At 65.5% G+C, this 21,442-nt stretch carries 14 protein-coding genes; 6 read left to right on the top strand and 8 right to left on the bottom strand.

Going from position 1 to position 21,442, the window contains the following annotated elements; genetic code table 11:
• The first annotated feature begins 208 nt into the window (after nucleotides 1–208).
• Genes X907_RS00860 through X907_RS00845 form a run of 4 tightly spaced genes read left to right on the top strand, consistent with a single transcriptional unit; the run spans nucleotide 209 to nucleotide 4,582 of the window.
• Complete coding sequence (locus X907_RS00860) at nucleotides 209–976, top strand: ABC transporter ATP-binding protein (RefSeq protein ID WP_127565182.1); 768 nt, start codon at nucleotides 209–211, stop codon at nucleotides 974–976.
• Entirely contained in the window at nucleotides 973–1,713 is a 741-nt protein-coding gene (locus tag X907_RS00855; protein WP_127565181.1) for an ABC transporter permease, read from the top strand. The genes X907_RS00860 and X907_RS00855 overlap by 4 nt, the downstream gene beginning before the upstream one ends.
• Nucleotides 1,710–3,548, top strand: a complete 1,839-nt coding sequence (locus X907_RS00850; RefSeq protein WP_127565180.1) for a Gldg family protein — start codon at nucleotides 1,710–1,712, stop codon at nucleotides 3,546–3,548. Before X907_RS00855 ends, X907_RS00850 begins: the two co-directional genes overlap by 4 nt.
• Nucleotides 3,545–4,582, top strand: a complete 1,038-nt coding sequence (locus X907_RS00845; RefSeq protein WP_127565179.1) for a DUF4340 domain-containing protein — start codon at nucleotides 3,545–3,547, stop codon at nucleotides 4,580–4,582. The genes X907_RS00850 and X907_RS00845 overlap by 4 nt, the downstream gene beginning before the upstream one ends.
• 12 nt (nucleotides 4,583–4,594) lie before the next feature.
• Here the strand turns inward: X907_RS00845 and X907_RS00840 are convergent, their stop codons facing one another.
• The 7 genes from X907_RS00840 to X907_RS00810 form a co-directional block, all read right to left on the bottom strand.
• A complete protein-coding gene (locus X907_RS00840) occupies nucleotides 4,595–5,326 on the bottom strand; it encodes a DUF1223 domain-containing protein (RefSeq protein WP_127565178.1) in 732 nt (243 codons plus the stop codon).
• A gap of 90 nt (nucleotides 5,327–5,416) precedes the next feature.
• On the bottom strand, nucleotides 5,417–6,151 hold the full coding sequence (locus tag X907_RS00835) for an inner membrane-spanning protein YciB (RefSeq protein ID WP_127565177.1): 735 nt from the start codon (nucleotides 6,149–6,151) through the stop codon (nucleotides 5,417–5,419).
• A 254-nt stretch (nucleotides 6,152–6,405) separates the two neighbouring features.
• Nucleotides 6,406–7,251: a DMT family transporter gene (locus X907_RS00830; RefSeq protein ID WP_127565176.1), complete on the bottom strand. Its 846-nt coding sequence runs from the start codon at nucleotides 7,249–7,251 to the stop codon at nucleotides 6,406–6,408.
• Entirely contained in the window at nucleotides 7,251–8,408 is a 1,158-nt protein-coding gene (gene ftsY / locus X907_RS00825; protein WP_127565175.1) for a signal recognition particle-docking protein FtsY, read from the bottom strand. The genes X907_RS00830 and ftsY overlap by 1 nt, the downstream gene beginning before the upstream one ends.
• A complete protein-coding gene (mtaB, locus tag X907_RS00820; RefSeq protein ID WP_127569214.1) occupies nucleotides 8,405–9,712 on the bottom strand; it encodes a tRNA (N(6)-L-threonylcarbamoyladenosine(37)-C(2))-methylthiotransferase MtaB in 1,308 nt (435 codons plus the stop codon). The genes ftsY and mtaB overlap by 4 nt, the downstream gene beginning before the upstream one ends.
• An 83-nt stretch (nucleotides 9,713–9,795) precedes the next feature.
• Nucleotides 9,796–12,990, bottom strand: a complete 3,195-nt coding sequence (locus tag X907_RS00815; RefSeq protein ID WP_233352443.1) for an efflux RND transporter permease subunit — start codon at nucleotides 12,988–12,990, stop codon at nucleotides 9,796–9,798.
• A complete protein-coding gene (locus X907_RS00810) occupies nucleotides 12,987–14,141 on the bottom strand; it encodes an efflux RND transporter periplasmic adaptor subunit (RefSeq protein ID WP_127565174.1) in 1,155 nt (384 codons plus the stop codon). Before X907_RS00810 ends, X907_RS00815 begins: the two co-directional genes overlap by 4 nt.
• A 223-nt stretch (nucleotides 14,142–14,364) precedes the next feature.
• Here X907_RS00810 and X907_RS00805 point away from each other — a divergent pair, with 223 nt between their 5' ends.
• Together X907_RS00805 and X907_RS00800 are read left to right on the top strand one after the other, a co-directional pair.
• Nucleotides 14,365–16,119: an autotransporter assembly complex protein TamA gene (locus X907_RS00805; protein WP_127565173.1), complete on the top strand. Its 1,755-nt coding sequence runs from the start codon at nucleotides 14,365–14,367 to the stop codon at nucleotides 16,117–16,119.
• Nucleotides 16,119–20,243: a translocation/assembly module TamB domain-containing protein gene (locus tag X907_RS00800; protein WP_127565172.1), complete on the top strand. Its 4,125-nt coding sequence runs from the start codon at nucleotides 16,119–16,121 to the stop codon at nucleotides 20,241–20,243. Before X907_RS00805 ends, X907_RS00800 begins: the two co-directional genes overlap by 1 nt.
• A gap of 7 nt (nucleotides 20,244–20,250) precedes the next feature.
• Here X907_RS00800 and X907_RS00795 read toward each other — a convergent pair whose 3' ends face one another.
• On the bottom strand, nucleotides 20,251–21,396 hold the full coding sequence (locus X907_RS00795; RefSeq protein WP_233352442.1) for a hypothetical protein: 1,146 nt from the start codon (nucleotides 21,394–21,396) through the stop codon (nucleotides 20,251–20,253).
• Nucleotides 21,397–21,442: the final 46 nt, after the last annotated feature.

The raw sequence follows: 21,442 nt of genomic DNA, 5'->3' as shown, positions 1-21,442 counted from the left end.
GACCCTGCCGGCCGGTTCCGGGCCACAGGCCTGATCTGGATTTCAGCCCCCCCAGCCCCCCGGATCCGGGCCTGCCGGGCTGGCCGGTACACCCAGAAATTCCGACGCAGAACCTGCAGCCAGAACGCATGATCCGCTAGCCGCGGCGCGCAAGGCACGCTATGGATTTGGCTCATCCCTTTCCTGCCACTCAGGTTCTTGCCCGCCCATGATCGACGCGCATGACCTCGTGAAACATTTCGGCTCCACGCGCGCCGTCGACGGGATCAGCTTTTCCGCGCAGAAGGGCGAGGTCGTTGCCCTGCTCGGCCCTAACGGGGCAGGCAAATCCACCACCATGCGCATGCTGACCGGGTGTCTTGAACCGGATTCGGGCACCGCCCTGATCGCCGGCCATGATGCGGTGCGCGCGCGCCACGCCGCCCAGAGTGCGCTTGGCTATCTGCCCGAGGGCGCCCCCGCCTATCCGGCCATGACACCGCGCGCCTTTGCCCGCTTTCATCTGCGCGTGCGCGGCTTCACCGGCAAGGCGCTTCGTGATGCGGCAGAGCTGGCGCTGGAGCGCGCGCGCATGGGCGAGGCGGCAGACCGGCCCATCGGCATGCTGTCCAAAGGCTTCAAGCGCCGCGCCGCGCTGGCCGCCGCGATTGCCCATGACCCGGCGGTCCTCGTCCTTGATGAGCCGACCGACGGTCTGGATCCCAACCAGAAGGACGGGGTGCGCGCCCTGATCCGCATGATGGCGCCAGAGAAGACCATTTTGATCTCCACCCACCTGCTCGATGAGGTGGAGGCGATCTGTACCCGCGCGATTCTCATCACCGGCGGCCGGATTGTCAGCGATACGACGCCCGCCGGCCTCATCAGCACAGCGCCGGACCAGAGCCTGGCAGGGGCTTTCCGCCTGCTGACGCGTCATAGCGAGGAACAGGCAACGCAAAAGCCGGGACGCAGCCGCAAGGAGGCGTTGCCATGACGCCATTATGGGCTGTCTACCGGCGTGAGCTCGCCGCCTATTTTGAAACGCCGCTGGCCTGGGTGTTCCTGACCGCCTTCTCGATCGCCGCGCCCAGCTTTGCCTGGCATGTGGGCGGACTGTTTGAGTCCGGGCGCGCCGATCTGACACCGCTTTTTGACTATCTGCCCTGGCTTTTGATGGTGCTGATGCCCGCGCTGGCCATGCGCGCCTGGGCGGAGGAGCGTGAAACCGGCACGCTGGAAATGCTGCTGGCCGCGCCCATACCGCTCTGGGCAGCCGCGCTGGCGAAGTTCCTCGCCGCCTGGACCATCGCCGCGCTGGCACTGGCACTGACCTTTCCTTTGTGGATGGCGGTCAATTATCTGGGCAATCCTGACAATGCCGCCATTGCGACCGCCTATTTTGGCGGCCTGCTGCTGGCTGGCGGGTATCTGGCAATCTCGCAGGCCCTCTCGGGGACCACCTCCAACCAGGTTGTCGCCTTCGTGCTGGCCATGGGGGTTTGCCTTGTCCTGACAGCGGCCGGCCTGCCGCTGGTGCTGGACGCCGTCGCCTCACGCCTGCCCGGCGTGTTTGCCGAGGCCATGGCAGGCCTGTCCGCGCTGTCGCGCTTTGACTCCCTGCGGCGCGGCGTCATCAGCCTGGCTGACCTCATCTATTTCATATCGCTCATCGCCACGGGCCTCGCCCTTGCCATGGCGCTGATCGATACGCGGCGCGGAGGCGGGCGATGAATCCGGCGCGTCTTCTGGCACTGGTCGTTTCAGGTCTGGTGGCGGGCTTTCTGGGCCTGAACCTGCTGGCGAGCCTGTTTGCCGACGGGGTGCGGCTGGACCTCACCGAAGGGCGGCTCTACCAGCTCAGCCCCGGCACGATAGAGGTCATCAACCGGCTGGAAGAGCCGATAACCCTGAATTTCTACTATTCGCGCGGGGCGGCGGCCCGCTATCCGGCGCTGCGCGCCTATGGCGCGCGCGTGCGCGAGCTTTTGCGCGGTGTCGCGGCGCGCTCCGGCGGACGTATCCAGCTTTCAGAAATAGACCCGCAGCCCTTCAGCACGGCAGAAGACGCCGCCATTGCCGCCGGTCTGGAAGCGGTGCCGACAGAAGATGGCGGCCAGCTATTCTTCGGTCTGGCCGGCACCAATACGCTGGACGGCACACGCATCATCGCCTTTTTCGATCCGGCGGAAGAAGCCCGGCTGGAATATGAGATCGTGCGGGTAATTGCCGAGCTGGAACGCGCGCGCACCCCCGTCATCGCCATCATTTCCTCCCTGCCCTTCGCGCCGGGACAGGACGGTCGCTCTGCCAATCCCATGATCGATGCGCTCGCGCAGACCTATGATGTGCGCTGGCTGGATGAGCGCTTCAGCGCCATTCCCGACGCCGATGCCCTCTTCCTGCTGCACCCGCCCAACCTGACCGAAGAGCAGCTCTATCTGGTCGACCAGCATGTCCTGCGCCGCGGCCGGGTGTTTGTCAGTATCGACCCTCTGGCCCATCTGGCACTACGCACAGGGCCGGACGGCCTGCCGCCGGTCAATGCGCTTCGCACCTCGCGCCTGCCGCGCCTCCTGTCGCGCTGGGGCATTGGCTATGATCCGACCTATACCGCCATGGACCGTGAGCACGGCCTGCCGGTACAGGTGAATGAGGCGGGCCGGACGCGCACGCGCGCCTATCCGCTCTGGTTCTCCGTGCCGCCATCAGGACTGTCCGGCACGATGCCTGCGACGGCGGCCCTGTCCCAGGGGGTGAATTTCGGATCGCCCGGCATCGTGCAACATCTCGGCGGGGAGGCCGATTTCACCGTGCTGGCCGCCACAGGGCAGGAAGGTGCGCGCATCGACAGCGATATCGCCGCCACCTCGCCGTCGCCGGATGTGCTGCAGCGTGACTACATACCGGACAGCAACGCGCCGCTGGCCCTTGCCGCGCGGCTGAGCGGCCCTGTCAGCACCGCCTTCCCGGACGGTCCGCCCACTGGCGACATCCGCTTTGAAGCCTCGCAGCACCTTGCCGGGCCGGCGGACGCGGAGATTATCGTGATCGCTGATGCCGACTGGCTTGATCCGGCCTTCTATCTGCGGGCCGACGGCGCAGGCGGCGAGCAGATGGTCGCTGACAATCTGGCCCTGATGCTGAATCTGGCTGACGCGCTGGCCGGTGATCCGGCACTGGTCAATCTGCGCTCGCGCACCGGATCTGCGCGGCCCATGCTGCGGGTGGAGGCCTTACGCAGCGAAGCCGAGACGCGCTTCCGGGAGCTGCAGGACGCGCTGCGCGCCGAGCTCTCCGATGCGGAAGGCTCTCTGGCACGCCTGAGTGCCGCCGGAGAGGCCTCCACGCTCGGCGGAGCCGCTCCGGCAAGCGCCGCGCGCGCGGAGGCTCTCAGGGAGCGTATTGTCGCTGCCCGCGCGGCACTACGCGATGTGGAGCGCGGTTTCCGGCGTGAGATCGTGGCCCTGGAAAGCCGGCTGCAATTCTGGACCATCTGGGTGCCCCCCTTGCTGGTGATCGGCCTGGCGATACTGACAACCCTGTTACGGCGGAGGCGGCGCCCATGATCCGTTATCGCCTGTTCGGACGGCGCGCCCGCCGCGCCTTCATCATCGCCGGGAGCGGACTGGTGCTTCTGGCTGCCGGAATGGCTGCACTGGTGGCCGATGCGGTGCGCGATGCCCGCCCGGACGTGTCCGGGCCGGTTCTGCCGGGCTGGAGCGAGATGGCGGGACAGGCCGCGGCGATAGAGATCATCACACCTGACACTCTGTTCCGCATGGAGCGCACACCAGAGGGCTGGACCATGCCGTCGCGGGGCAATTATCCCGTGAGGGCGGAACATCTGGCCGAGCTTGATGCAGGCCTGTCATCACTGAGCTATGCGGCAGCGCTGACCAATGATGCCGGCCGGTTTGACCGGCTGGGCGTGGATGATCCGGCGGCAGGCGGATCGGGCACCAGCCTGGTCATCACCGATGCAGACGGGAACCGGCTCGCCTCGCTGATCGTGGGCCATACGCGCGGAGACGACCGGCTCTATATCCGCACCGGCAGACAGGAGCGCGCCTTCGCCGTGCAGGGCAGCCTGCCGGACATTGCCGATCCGGGCCGCTGGCTGGGCCTTGATTTCTTCAATGTGGAGCCGTCACGCATTGCGCGGGCCTATATCGTGCCGGAGAGCGGCCCGGCCTATATTCTGGAACGCGAAAGCCCGGCAACGCGCAATTTCGACCTTGCCAGCCCGCGCACATGGCAGCTGATTACGGCCGGCGCCGCCAACGGGGTTGCGAGCGCCGGCGCGCGCGTGCGCTTTCGCGATGTGGGCGAGGCCAGCGGCGATGCCGGCGCGCCGGTTGCGCTTCACCGCGCCTCCACCTTTGACGGGCTGGTCTATGAGTACCGCTTTTACCGGGAAGAGGGCGCCATCCGGGCCCGGATCAACATCGATGCCAGCGATCACGATGTGATGGACGAGGCGTCGGGCTTGCGCCGCAATGCGCAAGGTTTCTGGTTCGCCGTCAGCGAGGACGCCTATGAGCGCATGACCCGGCCGCTGGAGCAGGCCGCCACGCGCTCTGTCACGCCTGTCACCGAATAGGGCGCCTGTACGCTAGTCGCGCAGGCGCGAGGCCGCGAGCAGCCGCCCGCCGGGACCATCCTGCACCAGCACGGCGAGGCCGAAATCCTCCGCCGGACCGGCAAATTCAAGGCTGTAATCGCCGCCATGCCAGTCCTCGAGGCGTTCCAGCGAGGCCACCGTGTTGTGGTGCTCCATCTGTGCGCCCTCATTACGCCCGCCCTCGATCGGCACCACGATGAGGCCAGGCCGGTAGGTGATCGCCCAGACCTCTGCGGGACTGGCACGCACCGGGCCTTCAAGCTCCAGCTGGACCTGGCCGCCGGAAAGCGGGGTCAGGCTGATAATGCCTGACAAAGGCAGGGTTCTGGCTACGCGCCCTGGCACATCGTCACGGGTGAAGCGCAAACGCTCCGGCCCGCCATTAATGACAAAATGGGGCGTGAACACCCGGTTCGCCTCGCCCGCGCGGATATAATCCTTCTGGCGGTCTGCGAAGGCGGGCTGGGCGAACTGGTCTTCCCAGCCGAACATGTCCCAGTAATCGACCCCGTAGGAGAGCGCGATCACACCGTCGCGCGCCGCGATGTCCCCGAAACGGCGATTGGCTTCCACGCAAGGCGGGCAGCCCTGGCTGGTAAACAGCTCCACCACGACCGGCCGGTCCTCGGAATGATCCGGATTGGGCGTCTCGCCGATACCGGCGGGATAGTGGACGTCCGCCGCAATGAGCGACAGGGCGAGAAGAGCTGGGATCATCATCATGAACTAACTGTAATGCGCGAGGCTCGCACCTGCACAATCAACTCGCCGTGACCATAGTCAAGAGCGCTGGCGAGAGAGCTTTTCACGGCACTACCGAGCAGGCGTGGCGTCCGGTTCGCTCCCGGCGGTTTCGCCTTGCGGAATTTCCTCGCCGGTCTCTTCCCGCTCGCCGCCTTCCTCATCCTCGCCCTCGCCGGGTGCGCGCGCCCATTTCAGCGTGATCGGGATGTTAAGGGCCACAAAGACCGCGAAGATCGGATAGGTGCCCAGAAGCCGGAAATTGACCCAGAAGGCTTCCGACAGCTCCAACCAGTCGAACATGCGCGCGGAGTCCACCACCACGCTGTCGGTGATGTGGCGCCACAGCACTTCGTTGACGGCCGCCAGGAAGATGAAGAACAGCGCCCAGCGGATCGCCAGAATGGTCCAGATGCGTTCGGGCATCTCGAAGACGGAGGAGAACAGCGCCTTCCACACATTGAAGCCGAAGGCGAAGCTGAACAGGATCGTGAACGCAAACAACAGGTTGATGATGGTCGGCTTGATGAAGATGAAGATCGGGTCCTGCAGATAGATCGTCATCGCGCCAAAAAGGGTGACGATCACGAAGGTGACGATCAGCATGGGCGGGAAACGCTTCTGGGAGATCGCCGCATAGGCGAGCGCAATCGCCGTCGCCGCCATGAACAGGCCGGTCGACCAGTAGATCGCGCCCTCGTCCAGCACCCGGTTGGCGATATTATAGCTGATCATGAAGACCGCAGCCGGGCCGACATCAACCAGCAGTCTGGACCCTTGGGAGAGTGTCTTGCCGTTGGTGCTCATGCGTGTCCTTGCCTCCGGGGCGTCTTTATCTGCTCAGCGCAGCCTTGCCTGATTACGCAAGCCTTGGCCAGCCGGATTGGTAGTGGGGGTGTTGTCAGAGCTGAGCCACTGACGGTTTCTCCCCCCGCCTGCGGGGGGAGTGGCCTGAAAGGCCGAGGGGGGGATAACTCAGAAATGCTCCCCCCCTCCGTCTCGCTTGCGCTCGACACCTCCCCCGTAAACGGGGGAGGACAACCGACCTCCCCGGAATAGCATTACCCCAGCTGCAGAAGCGCCAGACCGCCTGCCAGGATCAGCGCCAGCACGCCCCTGCGCAGGCCGAAGGGCTCTTTCAGCACGAGGGCCGCCAGAACCGCCCCGAACACGATGGAGGTTTCGCGAAGTGCGGCCATCGGCGCCACGGGCGCGATCGAATAGGCGTAGAGCGCGAGCGTGTAGGTGGCGAGATTGAAGATCATGCTCTTGGCAGAACCGGGGAGCTCCTGCAGCGCCGCTGTCACGATGCGGCGGCCACGCCGGGCAATCGCCGTCAGCGACATTGTCACCGCCGACAGCAGGAAGAACCAGACCGCATAGAGGATCGGGTCTCCGGCGGCGCGCACGCCCGATGCGTCGACCACCGTATAGCCCGCCGTCATCACAGCGGCAGACAGCGCAAAACCCAGCGCCGCCGCCTTGGGCACGCCGTTCTTCTCCGGCCAGGCGAAGGCAACGATGGCACCTGACGCGGTAGCAAGGCCGATAATGGCAATGAGGCTCAGCGTTTCATCGAGAAAGAAGAAGGCGAACAGCCCCGCCATGGCGGGCGCAGCGCCGCGCATCACCGGATAGACCAGATTCATCTCGCCGCGCTGGAAGGCGGCGATGAGGAACATGTTGAACGCCCAGATGATGGCGGCACCCAGGAGCAGGAAGCGCCACACCTCCCAGCCGGGAAAGGGCAGGATAATCGCCAGCGGCAGGCAGACCGGCACGCACAGCACGATCGTGACGGCGCGGAAGACCAGCGTGTCCTTTGCCTGCTTGGTGAACAGCGTCATCACCGAATGCGCCATGGCCGAGCCGATCATGGCGAGCGCGGCGAGCGCTGTTACGTCCATCAGGCCTCAAGCCCCGCCAGCGCCCGCGCGAAGTCACGCGCAATGAAGGGCTGGAGATCGTCCTCTCCCTCGCCGACGCCGATGAAATGGATGGGCAGGGCGAATTTTTCGGCCACCTGGACCAGCGCGCCGCCTTTCGCTGTCCCATCCAGCTTGGTCATCACGAGCCCCGTGACTTTTGCCGCCTCCATGAAAGCTTCAGCCTGCGAGATGGCGTTGGAGCCGACCGTGCCGTCCAGCACCAGCACGACATGGTGGGGCGCGGCCTCGTCCACTTTGGCGATCACGCGCAGGATCTTGCGCAGCTCCTCCATCAGCTCGGCCTTGTTCTGCAGGCGGCCTGCCGTGTCGATGAGGACGGCGTCGGCGCCAATGCGCCGACCTTCCTGCACGGCGTCATAGGCGAGGCCCGCCGCGTCCGCCCCGTGGGGCCGGGAGAGAAAGTGCGCGCCCGCGCGCTTTGACCAGACTTCCAGCTGCTCCACCGCCGCTGCGCGGAACGTGTCTCCCGCCGCGGTGATGATATTGGCGCCCTCGCGCGTCATCTTCACCGCCAGCTTGCCGAGCGTCGTCGTCTTGCCGGACCCGTTGACGCCCACGAAGAGCAGGACTTGCGGGGCGGAGCCGGAAATATCGAGCGGGGCCTGAAAGGGCTCCAGCGTCTCGGTGATGACATCGGCCAGCGCCTGACGGATTTCGGTGTCGGTAACGTCCTTGTCGAAGCGGTCCTTTGCCAGCCGGTCGATCACCTTGGCCGCTGTGGCGGCGCCGAGATCGGCCGCGATCAGCAATTCTTCCAGCTCGTCGAGCGCTTCGCTATCCAGCTTGCGCTTTGTGAACACGCCAGACAGCTGGGCGGAGGATTTGGAGAGGCCGGATGAGAGCCGCTTGAAGAAGCCTTCAGGCTTGGCCGGAACCGGCGCGGCAGGCGGCGCTTCGGGTTCGGGTGCTGGCGCCGGCGCGGGCGCGGGCTCCATCGCCGGATCGGGTACCGGCGTCAGCGCATCACCCTGTACGGGACCGGCAACCGGCGCAGGTGTCTCCCCCACCGGGGCCGGGGCAGGCGCGTCAGGCTGCTCTGCCGGAGCTTCGGCAGGCTGTTCCGGCGCGGCCTCTTCGGGCTTGCTCTTCTTCTTGCCAAAGCCGAACCAGTTCATACCGCCTCCAGCGCGTCTGCGATGAGATGGGTGCCGTCATGGCCCGTAATGGCCGCGCGCACCAGCGCGCCGGGCCGGGCGGGGCTGTCCATGCGGGCGGGCGCGAAATTGCCCGCGCGCGCCAGACCGTCTTTCTCAACCAGCAGCACCTCTTCGCGCCCCACCATGGAGGTGAGATGCGCGGCGAGCGCCGCCTCACCCTTTTCGCGAAGCAGGCGCGCGCGTTCCTTGATGATATTGCCATCGACCTGCGGCATGCGCGCGGCGGGCGTGCCGGGGCGGGGCGAATAGGGAAAGACGTGCAGATAAGCCAGCTGGCACTCATCCACGAGACGCAGCGAATTTTCAAACATTTCATCGGTCTCGGTCGGGAAACCGGCGATCAGGTCTGCCCCGAACGCGATGTCAGGGCGAAGGGCTTTCAGCCTGTCTGTCAGCACGATGGCATCGCTGCGCAAATGGCGGCGCTTCATGCGTTTCAGGATCATGTCATCGCCCGCCTGCAAGGACAGATGCAGATAGGGGCAGAAACGCTCCTCGCTGGCGATCACGTCCATCAGATCATCATCGATCTCGATGGCATCGATGGAAGACAGCCGCAGGCGTTTCAGGTCCGGCACCAGTTTGAGTACCGCCTTTACGAGGCGTCCGAGCTTTGGCGTGCCGGGCAGATCATTGCCCCAGCTGGTCATGTCGACGCCGGTGAGGACCACTTCGGTATGGCCGGTCTCGACAAGGCGGCGCACCTGATCGACCACATCGCCCACAGGGGCTGAGCGCGCATTGCCGCGCCCGTAAGGGATTATGCAGAAGGTGCAGCGATGATCGCAGCCTGTCTGCACCTGCACATAGGCGCGCGCGCGGCCCTCCAGCCCGTCCACCAGATGCCCGGCGATCTCTGTCACCGCCATGATGTCACCGACCGAGACGGTCTCGCCGCCGGATATGGCGTGCGCGCGGAAAGTATCGCTTCTGAGCTTTTCCGCATTGCCGATGACCCGGTCCACTTCGGGCATGGCGGCAAAGCGCTTGGGATCAATCTGGGCGGCGCAGCCCGTGACGATCATTTGCGCGGACGGGTTATCGCGCTTCATGCGGCGTATGGTCTGGCGGGCCTGACGCACCGCCTCGTTCGTCACCGCGCAGGTATTGATGATGATCGCGCCGGAAAGCCCTGCCTCGCGCGCATGATCGCGCATGACCTCGCTTTCCCAGGCATTCAGGCGGCAGCCAAAGGTGACGATTTCCACAGCACTGACCCCTTCTGCGCTCACAGGCGCAGAAGGATCGGCAGGCTCAAGCATCGTGTTATCGGGGCCGGGGGCGCTCATGGCCGGGATAAGTGAGCCTCGAGAGGCCACGGGTCAAGCCGGGCAGTGTGCGCAGCCTATTCGGCCGGTTCGGCGTGGGGCTGGACCGCGCGCACTTTTACCCCGCGCAGATCCTCCACGATCAGCACATAGGCGGGCAGGAGCAGCAGGATGAGCGCCGAAGCGAAGAGCAGGCCAATGCCGAGCGAAATGGTCATCGGCACCAGGAATTGCGCCTGCGGACTGGTCTCCAGCATGATGGGGAGAAGCCCGAAAGCGGTGGTCAGCGTGGTGATGAGGATGGGCCGGAAGCGCCGGGAGGTGGCCTCCGAAATCGCTTCTGCAGGCGTGTAACCGCGCGCGACATTCATGTTGTAGCGGTCCATGAGCACGATTGACGCGTTCACGACCACGCCGGAGAGCGCCACCATCCCGAACAGGGACGGGAAGGAGACATCATAACCCATCAGGAAATGGCCGAAAATCGCCCCGCCCACGCCAAAGGGAATGGCGATCAGGATGACCAGCGGCTGGACATAGCTGCCCAGCTGTGTCGCCAGAAGGGCGTACATGATGATGATGGCAAAGAGGAAACCCTGCCCGATGGAAGCAAAATCCTCGGCCTGATCGCGGCCCGCACCGGAGAGCTCCCAGCGCAGCTGGGGAAACTGCGATACAAGGTCTGCCAGAAGACGGTTTTCGACGATGGCACGCGCATCGTCTGGCGTGAGGATGGAGCGGTCCACATCCGCCGTCACCTCGATCACGCGGCGGCCATCCACCGAATTGATCGAGGTCAGCGAGCGTGTCTCGGTCATGCTGGCGGCCACGCTCAAGGGTATAGCGGTGCCATCGGCGGTGCGTACCCGGAATTGCGAGAGGTCGTCGAGGCTGGTGCGTTCAGCTTGCGGGTAGCGCACGAAGACGCGCACTTCCTCGCTGCCGCGCTGGATGCGCTGGATTTCCTCGCCAAAGAAGGCCTGGCGGGCCTGACGGGCAATGTCGGCGGCCCGCAAACCGGCCGCATCGCCTGCCGGGGTCAGCGCAAAATCCAGCTGGCGCTTGCCGAGCTCATAGCCGCTATCAATACCGCTCAAGGCCTCCACATCGCGCAAGCCCGCCACCAGCTGGTTCACGGCGCGCTCCAGCTCGTCATTATCCGGATGGGAGAGCTGGTAGGCGATGTCGGGGTTTTGCGGACCGGCAGAGGCGGTGAAGGTCAGGCGTTCGACCCCTGCCAGCTGGCCGATGCGGGTGCGCCATTCACGCTCCAGCTGGGTTGACGACAGGCGGCGCTGGGAGGACGGGGTCAGGCGTATCTCGATCTGGGCCAGATGCGATGCCAGCGATGTTGAACTGACCGAGCCGGGTCCGCCAAACAGGCTGGTGCGCCCGCCAATGACAGCCGAAACAGACTCAAATACGGGCTCGCCGCGCTCTGCATATTCGGCCTGCATGGCTTCGGCCTCGTCCAGCATGCGCGTGGCGGCCGCGCGCGTCGCCTCGAAGGGCGCACCTGTCGGCAGGGCAAGGCTGGCGGTGATGGAATCAGCTTCAATGTTCGGGAAGAACACAAAGCGCACCGTGCCCGTGCCCAGCAAGGTGAAACAGGCGATCAGGATGCAGAAGCCCGCCACGGCAACGAGATAGCGCATCCGGCCCGCAAAACGCGTCCAGCCGCGCAGGACGTTATCGGCAAAGCCGGCGACATAACCATCCACCCAGGTCTGGATCGAGCGCATGGGCCCGCGTGACCAGGTGGACCCGCCCGCCAGCTGGGTCGGCAGCACGAAGAAGGCGACGATCAGCGAGACAACCAGGATGGAAATCACCAGAATCGGGATCGGCCGGGTGATCTCGCCAAACGTGCCCGTGATGAAAACCAGCGGCCCGAACGCGGCAACCGTTGTCAGCACGCCGACGAGTACGGGCGCGGCCACGCCGGTGACGCCTGCAATCGCGGCCTCCTTGTTGGATCGGCCCTTCATGCGTTCCCGGTCGGTGTTTTCGCCCACGACGATGGCCGCATCGACCACGATGCCAAGCACGATGATAAGCCCGAACGTGGTGATGAAATTGAGCGTCACCCCGGCTGCGCCAAACAGGGTGAAACCGCCGAGAAACGCAATCGGCACGCCCAGCGCCACCCAGAAGGCAAGACGCAGATCGAGAAGCAGCACCAGCAGCAGGAAGACGAGGGTAAAACCCAGAATCGCGTTGCGTGCCAGCAATGATACGCGGTCGCGGAAAACCTGGCTCTGATCGCTGGCCACGCTCAAGGATATGCCCGGCGGCAGGACCGCGCTCTCGACATAATCAATGGCACGCGCCCTTACGCGCAAAAGGTCTTCATTGCCGCGCAGCTGCACATCGACAAGGGCGGCCGGCCGGCCATTGAACAGGCTGATGAGCGGGTCTTCGGCAAATCCGTCCGTGACTGTCGCCACGTCACGTACCCGGATGCGAGAGCCATCGGGAAGGGCGCGCAGGATGATCTCTTCAAACGCTTCGCCCGTCTCGGCGCGCGCATTGGTGCGCAAGAGGAACTCGCCTGCACCTGTGCGTATCTGACCGCCCGACAGGTCGATGGATGCAGCGCGCAAGGCCTGGGCGACATCGCCAAAGGTGAGGCCATAAGCGCGCAGCGCCTCCTCGGAGACGGAAATGGCGATTTCGTAGGGACGCACCCCGCGCAGTTGCACGGTGGAGATGCCGTTGACCGCCATCAGATCACGCTCGACCTGCTCCGCGGCGCGCCTGAGGGTTCCTTCATCCACCGCGCCGGTTAGAACCAGGGTGAGGACCGTGGTCGTTGGCTGGGGGATGCGTATCTGGGGCTGCTCGGCATCGGCGGGCGGGAAGCTCACCAGCGAGTCGACAGCCGTCTGCACATCGTCGCGTACAATGCGCGGATTGGCGAACTCGCTGATCTCGATGGTGACGGTGCCGACATTCTCTGATGCGGTGGCACGCACCTCACGCACACCATCAAGGCCGATCACGGCCTCTTCCACGCGCCGCGTAATGGACTGCTCGACATCTTCAGGCGTCGCGCCCGGATAGAGCACGGACACGATGATGGTGCGCGGGGTGAAAGCCGGGAAAACCTCGGTGCGCATGGTGGCCGCGCTGATCGCCCCGCTGAGCAGGAGCAGGATCATCACGAGATTGGCCGCTACCGGATTGTCGGCAAACCAGCGGATCAGGCCCGCCCCGGGCAGGCCGTGATCGGCTGGCGTGTCAGGCGAACCGGAAGGGCGCGCGCCGCTCAATTCTCACGCTCCGCGATAATGGTGACGGGCCCGCCAAGTACCGATTCCGGCAAGGGCGAGACGATAACACCTTCACCGGCGTCGAACGGTGCGGCAATCACCCTGTCGCCGGAACGGTCAAGCACGGTGATCGTCACTGGCACGATCCGGCCATCGCGCACGGTACGCACCTCAGACAGTCCGGCGAGCGCGGAGGCCGGAAGGCTGAGCGCCTCAGCCATGGTAGCGCCTTCTATGGTGACATTGGCAAACAGGCCCGGCCGCAGGGTTTCAGGATCATCCGGGAGAATGAAAACCGTGATCAGGCGCGACCTGTCATCCAGCCGCGCGCCTTCGCGCACGATCGTACCCGTCAGGCCGGGCGCCGCACCGGCCTCGAAGGTCAGCGTAACCGGGCGCCCCTGCGCGGGCGAAATCCTCGCCAGCTCTTCCGGGCTCAGAGGGACAGCGATCTCCAGCGCATCAATGGCGTAGACCTCACCATAGGGCTGGCCGGCGCCGAGCGTCTGGCCCAGCTCTATGCGCGCTTCAGCAATACGCCCGTCAAACGGCAGGCGAAGGCGTGTCCGGTCGAGATTGAGGCGCGCCTGCTCCAGATCCGCGCGCGCAGAGGTGACACGCGCACGGGCGGCCTCCAGCTGCGGTTCGAGCGCTGTCAGGGGCGCAATGGGTTGGCCGGGATAGAGTGCCTCCCATTCCTCTCTGGCAAGCCCGGCCTCGGCCTCAAGGCGCTGGAGGGCACTTTGCGCATCGGCATAGGCAGCACCGGCCCGGTCAACCGCAAGGCGGTAATTGCGCGGATCGATGAGCGCCAGCGTTTCACCAGCCTCGAACCGCGCGCCCTGACGGACCGAGTCGGAGACCTCCACCACCTGCCCGCCCACTTCCGGTGTCAGGCTGACCAGCGCCCTGGCACGCACCGTCCCGGTCGTGCGTACCTGCACGGTGTGCGAGGCCGCGCGCGGGCGCACGATTTCGACGGGCGCCGCCGTTACCTGAGCGCCATTGCCATTGGATGCGCCACCGGAACTGCCCGCCGCCAGCCAGGCCGTCAAGGCAAGAGAGAAGATGATGATCCCGAGGATGATGGCCAGCTGCACCCAGCCCAGCCAACCGCGCTCTTCGCGAACATCCTGCCTGTCTTGGTCCATGGTGACTGTCTGCCCCTCGCCGGTGAGGCCTAACCTAGCGCCTTTACTGCATTTGCACAGTGGGCGCGTCGCCGCACAAACATGAAATTCCGGTTAGCTATGTGCGCCCGGAAGCCATTGTCCGTGGGCTGCAACCCGTAGTGACGCCAGCGCCTTGAAGCCATATGGTGAACGTTGCTGGGATGGGACAAAACGGAATGATAAGTTGAAGGCAGTCTTTCCCATGCGGCGGCGTATTCTTCTTGCAGCCAGCGCACTTTTACTGGCCGGCGCCCCGGTGTCGGCGGTGCCGCTGGCGCGCGTGGAAGGCGTGGAAGACCCGGCGCTCGATGCCGCCATAGCGCGCATTGTCGGCGAAGCCCCGTCCCATTCGGACAATCGCTGGCGCAATCGCGAGCGCGCCCGCGATGCAGGCGAGCAGATCCGGCGCTATCTGGACTCCCAAGGCTATTTTGCCGCCCTGATTGATCCGCGCCTTGATGACGACCAGCGTCCGCTGGTGCGCGTGCGCCCCGGTGAACGCTTCACCATCGCTACGCTCGACATCCGCTTTGACACCCCTGAAGGCGGCGATCAGCCCGGAGATGAAATCCGTTCAGCGGCAAACCTGCGCACCGGGCAGCCCATGCGTTCACAGGGTATTATTGATGCGGAAGCCGCTGTCGTGGAGGCGCTGCGCAATAATGGCTGGCCGCTGGCGCGCGCCGGAGAACATGCGTTCACGGCAGACCATCTTGATGCGTCGGTTACAGTGGAAATGCATTTCAATACCGGCCCGTTCCTGCGCTTTGGTGAGCCGCAACTGGCCGGTGGTCTGGCCGATCTGCGCGAGGATTATGTCGCCAGCCTTGCGCCTTTCAGCCCCGGTGACCCGGTCAGCACCCGCCAGCTCAACATCTACACCCAGCGCCTGCAAGCACTGGGCAGCGTGGCACTGGCCGAGGCCCGGCTGGCACCGGAAGAGGAAGGGTCAGGCAATATACGCGCCGTTGATGTGCGTATGGAGCCGACGCCTCGCCACCGCATCCAGCTTTCAGCGCGCTATGCCACGACGGAAGGCGCAGGGGCGGGGGCCGAATGGGCACGCCGCAACCTGTTCCGGCGGGACGAGACACTGACGCTGATCGGGCGCGCATCGGAGCTCAATACGGGCGGCGAGGCGAGCCTGCTCTTTCCGCACTGGCGCCGGTTCGCGCAGACGCTGGAAGTCGGCGCCGGACTGGCGCTGGAAAACACCGACGCCTTTGAGCAGGACTCGATCAGCGCGCGCGCTACCCTGTCACGCCCTGTCACCGATCAGCTTTTCGCATCGGCAGGCCTGTCCGGGCAGATCGCCCGGATCACGGACGCAGCGGGCGAACGCACGCTGAACTCGATCACCTTCCCGCTCAGCCTTGCCTATGATGACCGCGACGATGTGCTGGATCCGCAATCGGGTATCGGCGCCGATATGGAAATCCGGCCCGGTCTGACGTTTGGCGATACGCAAAGCCAGTATGTGCGCGCCGTTCTGGGGGCACGCACGTATTTCCCGGTCAGCGAGCGCATGCTGATTGCCGTGCGCGGACGGGTGGGGGCGCTGTTTGGCGTTGAGGCCCAATCCGTGCCGGCCGATTTGCGGTTCTATGCCGGCGGCGGCGGCTCTGTGCGCGGGTATGGCTATCAGGCCCTGTCACCGCGGGTCATCGGCATAAATACCGGAGAACTGGAGCCGTTTGGCGGGCGCTCGCTGGTGGAAACCAGCGTCGAAGCACGCTGGCGCTACTCGGAACGGCTCGGATTTGTCGGCTTTCTGGATGGCGGTGTGGCAAGCAGCGGTATTGAACCCGATTTTGACGAGATGCGCTTCGGCATCGGAGCGGGCGTGCGTTATTATCCCGGCTTTGGCCCGTTGCGGGTGGATGTGGCTGCACCACTGAACCGGCGCTCCGGCGATGCTGCCATTCACCTCTATATCAGTATCGGGCAGGCCTTCTGATGTCAGCGGTCTCGTCCTCACGCATACGGCTGATTGCCCTGATCCTGGCCTGGACGTTCGGGATACTGACGCTGCTGACCGTCGTCACGGCGGGCATCGCGGTCGTCACCCTGACCGGCCAGACGGGCCGTGACCTGGTGGTCCGGCTGGCCGATGGCCGTCAGGTGGCAGGTTATGGACGGCTCTCCATTTCCGGGCTTGAGGGCAATCTGTTTGACCGTCTCACTGCCAGACGCATCACCCTGTCTGATGAAGAGGGCGTCTGGCTGGAGCTGGAAGAGGCCGTGTTTGAATGGACGCCTGCCTCCCTGCTGGCCAACACGCTCGATATTGCCGAGCTGTCTGTGCAGCGCGCCAACATATTGCGCCTGCCAGCGAGGGAGGAGCAGGCGCCCGGCGGAGGCGGGCTGCCCGACCTCGCAGTAAATCTTGCACGCTTCGAGATTAACGCGCTCTCCCTCGCTGAAGGAGTGGCCGGGGACGCGGCTGTCATTTCGGTGCTGGGGCGCGCGCGCGGACAGGGCGCCCAGTGGAATGCGCAGCTGGACGCCGACCGGATTGATGCGCCCGGCGACCGGGTGTCGCTGTCGCTCGTCACGGACGGCGATATAAGCTTGCGCGCGGATATTGATGCCGCGCCGGACGGGCCTCTGGCGGCTCTGCTGCAGGCGCCCGGACAGGGTGCTACCGCGCGGCTGAGCGCAGACGGCACACCGCAGGCGGGCGGCGGCGATCTGGTCTTTTTCATCGGTGATGCGCGCGCGGGCGCCAGCACGCTTGACTGGTCCGATGGCATGCTGTCCGCACAAGGCCAGCTTGATGCGCGCGCCTGGGAGAGTTTCGAGCAACTTGACTCTCTGATCGGGGGCGCCTTGGAGTTCGCCCTGCAGCTGCCACTCGGAGAGGCGGGTGTAACGGCGCCTCAGCTGGACGCAGTCTCCGGTGAGGTGCGCGCGCCGCGCCTGTCACTGACAGCGGCGCGCCGGGCAGACGGCATCGCCGTACAGGTCCAGGAGGCGGCGGGACTGGTCAACGCGCTGCTGCCCGAGACCATGCAGTTCGCATCCCTGGCGGCTGACGGCATCCTCATACCGGCCAGTGAGGGCAGTCCGCTTGTGTTTGAAGGCCGGATTGGCGCTGAAGGCATCACGCTTCCCATCGGCAATATCGCCCACGCAGGCGGCCCGGTGCGCGTGGAGGGTCCTCTGGACACGATACGGGTGGATGCATCCCTGCAGACCCGTTCGACCGCTCTGGAGCCGGACATTCTGCAGACGCTGGCCGGAGCCGAACCTGCGCTCGAGGCCCGGCTTGTCTGGAACAGTGAGCAGCGCCAGCTGGAAATCGTGTCAGCACGGCTGGAGGGCGCCTCCGCCCTGGTGCTGACGGCCAGCGGCAGTGTGGACACGGCGCGCGAACGCATTGCCCTGTCATTGCGCTATGACGGGCTGGCCATTGAACGCCTGACCGAACAATTATCCGGGCGCGCCTCTGGCACCGCCGAGCTGGCGCTGGGCTTTGACGGGACGGGCCGGTTCTCGGCGAGCGGGAGGGCGCAGAACCTGGGACGCGAGCTGGGCACGCGTATCGGCGGGGAGGCGCGCTTCAGTGCCCGCGGGGAGCGGCGCGCGGACGGTGCCATAGCGCTGGAAGCACTGGACATTGAAGCTCCCAATCTGGTGGCTGAAGCGCAAGGCAGCTCCGACGAACAGGGCTGGGACATAACCGGGCAGGCCGCATGGTCTTGCGGCGCGCCGCTGGCAGCCATGGTGCTGGAAGGCACGGCGAGCCTCGCCTTTGAAGCGCGTGACCGCAATGACACGCTGCGTATCCGCGCCGACATGACCGCGCCGCGCGCCGGGGCCGGCCCGGTCGTGGTGGAGAATGCGCGGCTGCGCCTTGAAGGCGAAGGCCCGCCCGATGCCTTTGACGGCGCATGGCGGCTGACCGGCGCCACGGGCACGGGCCCCGTCGATATTGGAGGCCGGGCATCACGCGAGGGCGAGCGCGCCGATCTGAGCGGTATCGAAGGCCGGTTTGGCGGGTTCAACTACACCGGTGGGCTGCAGGCCGAAGGCAGCCGTGTGGGGGGCGCGCTGCGCGCGATGCCTGTCAACGGTTTCGGGTCGGCAGCGATCGCCTTCCGGCTTGCCGACGGCCATATTTCCGCGCGGATCCGGGCCGAGGACATGGTGGGCGAAAACCTGACCTATCTCGACAGGCTGGAGTTTGATGCCGAAGGCCCGGTAGACAATATCGGCTTCACGCTGGAGGCCGAGGGCGCGTACGGCGCACGCGCGCTTGTATCCGTCAATGGGCAGCTGACATCGGGTGAGGATGAGACCGCGCTCGGATTTTCCCTCATCGGCCGCTATGGCGGTGTACGTATCGCCACGCGCGAGGCCGCCGATTTCCGCTTCGGGCCAGATGGCACGCGGGCACGCCTTTCACTGGGGCTGAACCGGGGCACGCTCGACGCGCGCGTTGACACCGGCGATGACAGTATTGAGGTGACGCTCGATGCCGCCAACATTCCTGCCGCGCTGGCCAGCTATCCATCCGGGCGCGAGCCTGTGGGCGGCGCCGTTTCGGGCAATCTCGCTTTGTCTCAGGCTGGCGGCACATGGACCGGCACCATGCGGCTTGAGGCGGAAGACATCGCGCCGCCAGAAAGCCAGCGGCCCGACGGCGCCGACATCACCCTGAACGGCACCCTGACCATGATGCTCGACGAGGCCGGGGCTCAGCTGGAGGCGCGGGCGCGCGGATCGGACCTGCAGGCAACGGCGAGTATACAGCTGCTCTCAGGGCCCGTTACCGGCCCTGAGAGCCTGACCGCGCCGGAGACGGGTCTGGCTGGCGCCGCAAGGGTATCAGGCGAGATAGGCACGCTGGCCGCGTTCCGGCTCGCCGAAGGCCAGAGCCTCTCCGGAACAGCCCGTCTGGAAGCGGTGCTCGGCGGCAGTGTCGGCGCACCGGATCTTGATGGCACCCTCGTGCTTGAAAACGGCCGTTTTGATGATCCGGCAATCGGCATTTCTGTCCAGAACCTGCGCCTCGACGCACGCTTCGCCGAGGACGGGCTGGAGATAGATAGCTTGCGGGCGCAAAGCGCCGAAGGCGGGGAGCTGACCGGCAATGGCAGTTTCAGCCTGGCCGGTGCCCGCCTTCAGGGCGAGGCGGCGCTGCAGTTCACCGACTTCCTGATTATCGAGCGCCCCGATCTCACCGTCGTGGGCGGGGGCAATGTGGACATTGGTGTGGGCGATAACCGCATCGAAATCAGCGGCGAAACCCGGATTGCACGCGCCGAGGTGCGCCCGCCTGAAGCCAGCCGCCCCTCCATCCCCCTGGTGGAGGTAGTACACATCAATGCCGCCGGGGCCCGCGATGACCTGGCAGAGCTTCGCCGGGGGCCGGACATCGTTCTGGATTATCGCATCCGGGCGCCGGGGCGCATCTTCGTACGTGGCGGGCAATTTGACTCTGAATGGTCGATGGATGTGACGGCGCGGGGCCCCACCAACGCGATAAGCCTGAGGGGCCGCGCAACCCTGCTGCGCGGACGTGCGGACCTGCTGGGCCGGCCCTTCGAGATGCGCTCGGGCTCGGTCGTCTTCGCTGGCGACCCGATGGACGCCGCCATCAATCTGGTGGCGGCCCGGCAGGCCCGCGAGATTACAGCGGAGATCCGCGTGGGCGGCGTGGTGAGCGCGCCGGAAATCACCCTGGCCTCGACCCCCAGCCTGCCACAGGACGAGATTGCAGCGCGGCTTCTGTTCGATCAGGGCGCCGGGCAGCTCAGCGGGGTGCAGGCCGCCCAGCTGGCTGGCGCGGTCGCCAGCATGTCGTCGGGGGGCGGGTTCGATCCGTTCGGAGCGTTGCGCAGCGGGCTGGGCCTGGACCAGCTCTCGGTCAGCTCCAGCCGAACGGGCGAAACGGTCGTTGCAGGCGGGCGCTATCTTACCGAGGATGTATATCTGGAAGTGGAGACGGGCGGCGGATCGGCGAGCGCCACCACTCGCATCGAATGGGCGCTGACCCAGAATCTGACCCTCTTGTCACGCATTGCGCCGGACGGTGATACCGGCGTCGCCCTGACCTGGCGGCGCGAATACGACTGACGCCGTCTCAGGGTGCGCCGCGCGCCGGTATGGCAGGGCCGGTTTCGGCGGACACAGGAGCCGGCGTATCGGCAGGCCCCGTTTGCGCCTCTGCTGATCCGAAAATCTGCTGGCGTATATCCGGCATTGAGCCGGTCGCTACGAAAGGCAGGGCGACGGCCATCGCGACGGACACCGCAAGGCCGATGCCGGCCCGGCCAATATCGGTCGCCACGTCGAACATGGCCTCGCCCTTGGAGCGCAGCGAGGCGACATAGGTAATCGCGATCTCGCGGCCCGCCAGAAGGCCGAGGAACACCCAGGTCGTGCTCATGGGCACGTCGTTGAGTTCCTTGAAAAACAGCAGGATGAACGCGTAGATCAGATCAACAAAAGTGGCCGAGCGCGGGTCCACGGTATTTGTCTTTGTGAGGACGATTTTTTGAATCTCGCCGCCACGCGTGGCGAAAATGATGCCGTGCAGGGCAACCATCAGAAGGGTCGCAAACACCACCAGGCCAAGGGAGAAGGTGACCTGTACCGAGCCGTCAGCGGCGATAACGGTCTCGCGCGGCAGGAAGATGAAGATATTGGCCAGATCCTGCATCAGCCATTGCGACCACAGGAAAGCTGTGGAGCACCACTGGGCGATGAACCAGACCGGGGAGATGGGCTGGCCGCGCGTGCGCGCAACCCAGCGCTCAAACAGGCGCGCGATGACCAGAAACACGACCGCGCCAGCGGCGAAGGCTACGAGGTAGCCGAAAAAGCTCTTCATCAGCATGTCGCCGAGGACACCCTCGGTAGCCGAACCGCCCGACAGGGTAAAAATCGTCAGTACAAGGAATGTCGTCGAAACCGGGATGCCAAAGCGTGTCAGCACGAGCAGGACCAGAGGCGGCAGCACATGCCACCACTGAATACCCAGCTCCGGATAGGGAATGCGGTTGAGGCGGCCGAAAGCAATATCGCCGTCATAGGCGAACCAGCCATAGATCATCACCGCCACGATAATGGACGACGCAAATGCCCAGAGCAGCAGCCAGGGGCGTTTGGCATTCGACGACAGGAACGTCCCCAGCGTCTGGATGACGTCGTTGGCGACAATCGCGTAGGAGGCAAACAGGAATCCTACCAGTGCCAGAAGTGGCACACCGAGAATGACCATATCCATGCAACAGAGCCTTTGCGGGACCAAACCTGTTCAGCGCGCGCCTTAT

The organism is Glycocaulis alkaliphilus, assembly GCF_004000605.1.
In the GTDB taxonomy this organism is placed as follows: domain Bacteria; phylum Pseudomonadota; class Alphaproteobacteria; order Caulobacterales; family Maricaulaceae; genus Glycocaulis; species Glycocaulis alkaliphilus.
The sequence above is the reverse complement of the archived record's forward strand: the minus strand, read 5'-3'. Positions and strand labels throughout refer to the sequence as shown.

What these genes read in the sequence shown, in the direction of transcription:
- X907_RS00860 (WP_127565182.1), top strand. Translation starts at nt 209, where the DNA reads ATGATCGACGCGCATGACCTCGTGAAACATTTCGGCTCCACGCGCGCC.
- X907_RS00855 (WP_127565181.1), top strand. Translation starts at nt 973, where the DNA reads ATGACGCCATTATGGGCTGTCTACCGGCGTGAGCTCGCCGCCTATTTT.
- X907_RS00850 (WP_127565180.1), top strand. Translation starts at nt 1,710, where the DNA reads ATGAATCCGGCGCGTCTTCTGGCACTGGTCGTTTCAGGTCTGGTGGCG.
- X907_RS00845 (WP_127565179.1), top strand. Translation starts at nt 3,545, where the DNA reads ATGATCCGTTATCGCCTGTTCGGACGGCGCGCCCGCCGCGCCTTCATC.
- X907_RS00840 (WP_127565178.1), bottom strand. Translation starts at nt 5,326, where the DNA reads ATGATGATGATCCCAGCTCTTCTCGCCCTGTCGCTCATTGCGGCGGAC.
- X907_RS00835 (WP_127565177.1), bottom strand. Translation starts at nt 6,151, where the DNA reads ATGAGCACCAACGGCAAGACACTCTCCCAAGGGTCCAGACTGCTGGTT.
- X907_RS00830 (WP_127565176.1), bottom strand. Translation starts at nt 7,251, where the DNA reads ATGGACGTAACAGCGCTCGCCGCGCTCGCCATGATCGGCTCGGCCATG.
- ftsY (WP_127565175.1), bottom strand. Translation starts at nt 8,408, where the DNA reads ATGAACTGGTTCGGCTTTGGCAAGAAGAAGAGCAAGCCCGAAGAGGCC.
- mtaB (WP_127569214.1), bottom strand. Translation starts at nt 9,712, where the DNA reads ATGCTTGAGCCTGCCGATCCTTCTGCGCCTGTGAGCGCAGAAGGGGTC.
- X907_RS00810 (WP_127565174.1), bottom strand. Translation starts at nt 14,141, where the DNA reads ATGGACCAAGACAGGCAGGATGTTCGCGAAGAGCGCGGTTGGCTGGGC.
- X907_RS00805 (WP_127565173.1), top strand. Translation starts at nt 14,365, where the DNA reads ATGCGGCGGCGTATTCTTCTTGCAGCCAGCGCACTTTTACTGGCCGGC.
- X907_RS00800 (WP_127565172.1), top strand. Translation starts at nt 16,119, where the DNA reads ATGTCAGCGGTCTCGTCCTCACGCATACGGCTGATTGCCCTGATCCTG.
- X907_RS00795 (WP_233352442.1), bottom strand. Translation starts at nt 21,396, where the DNA reads ATGGATATGGTCATTCTCGGTGTGCCACTTCTGGCACTGGTAGGATTC.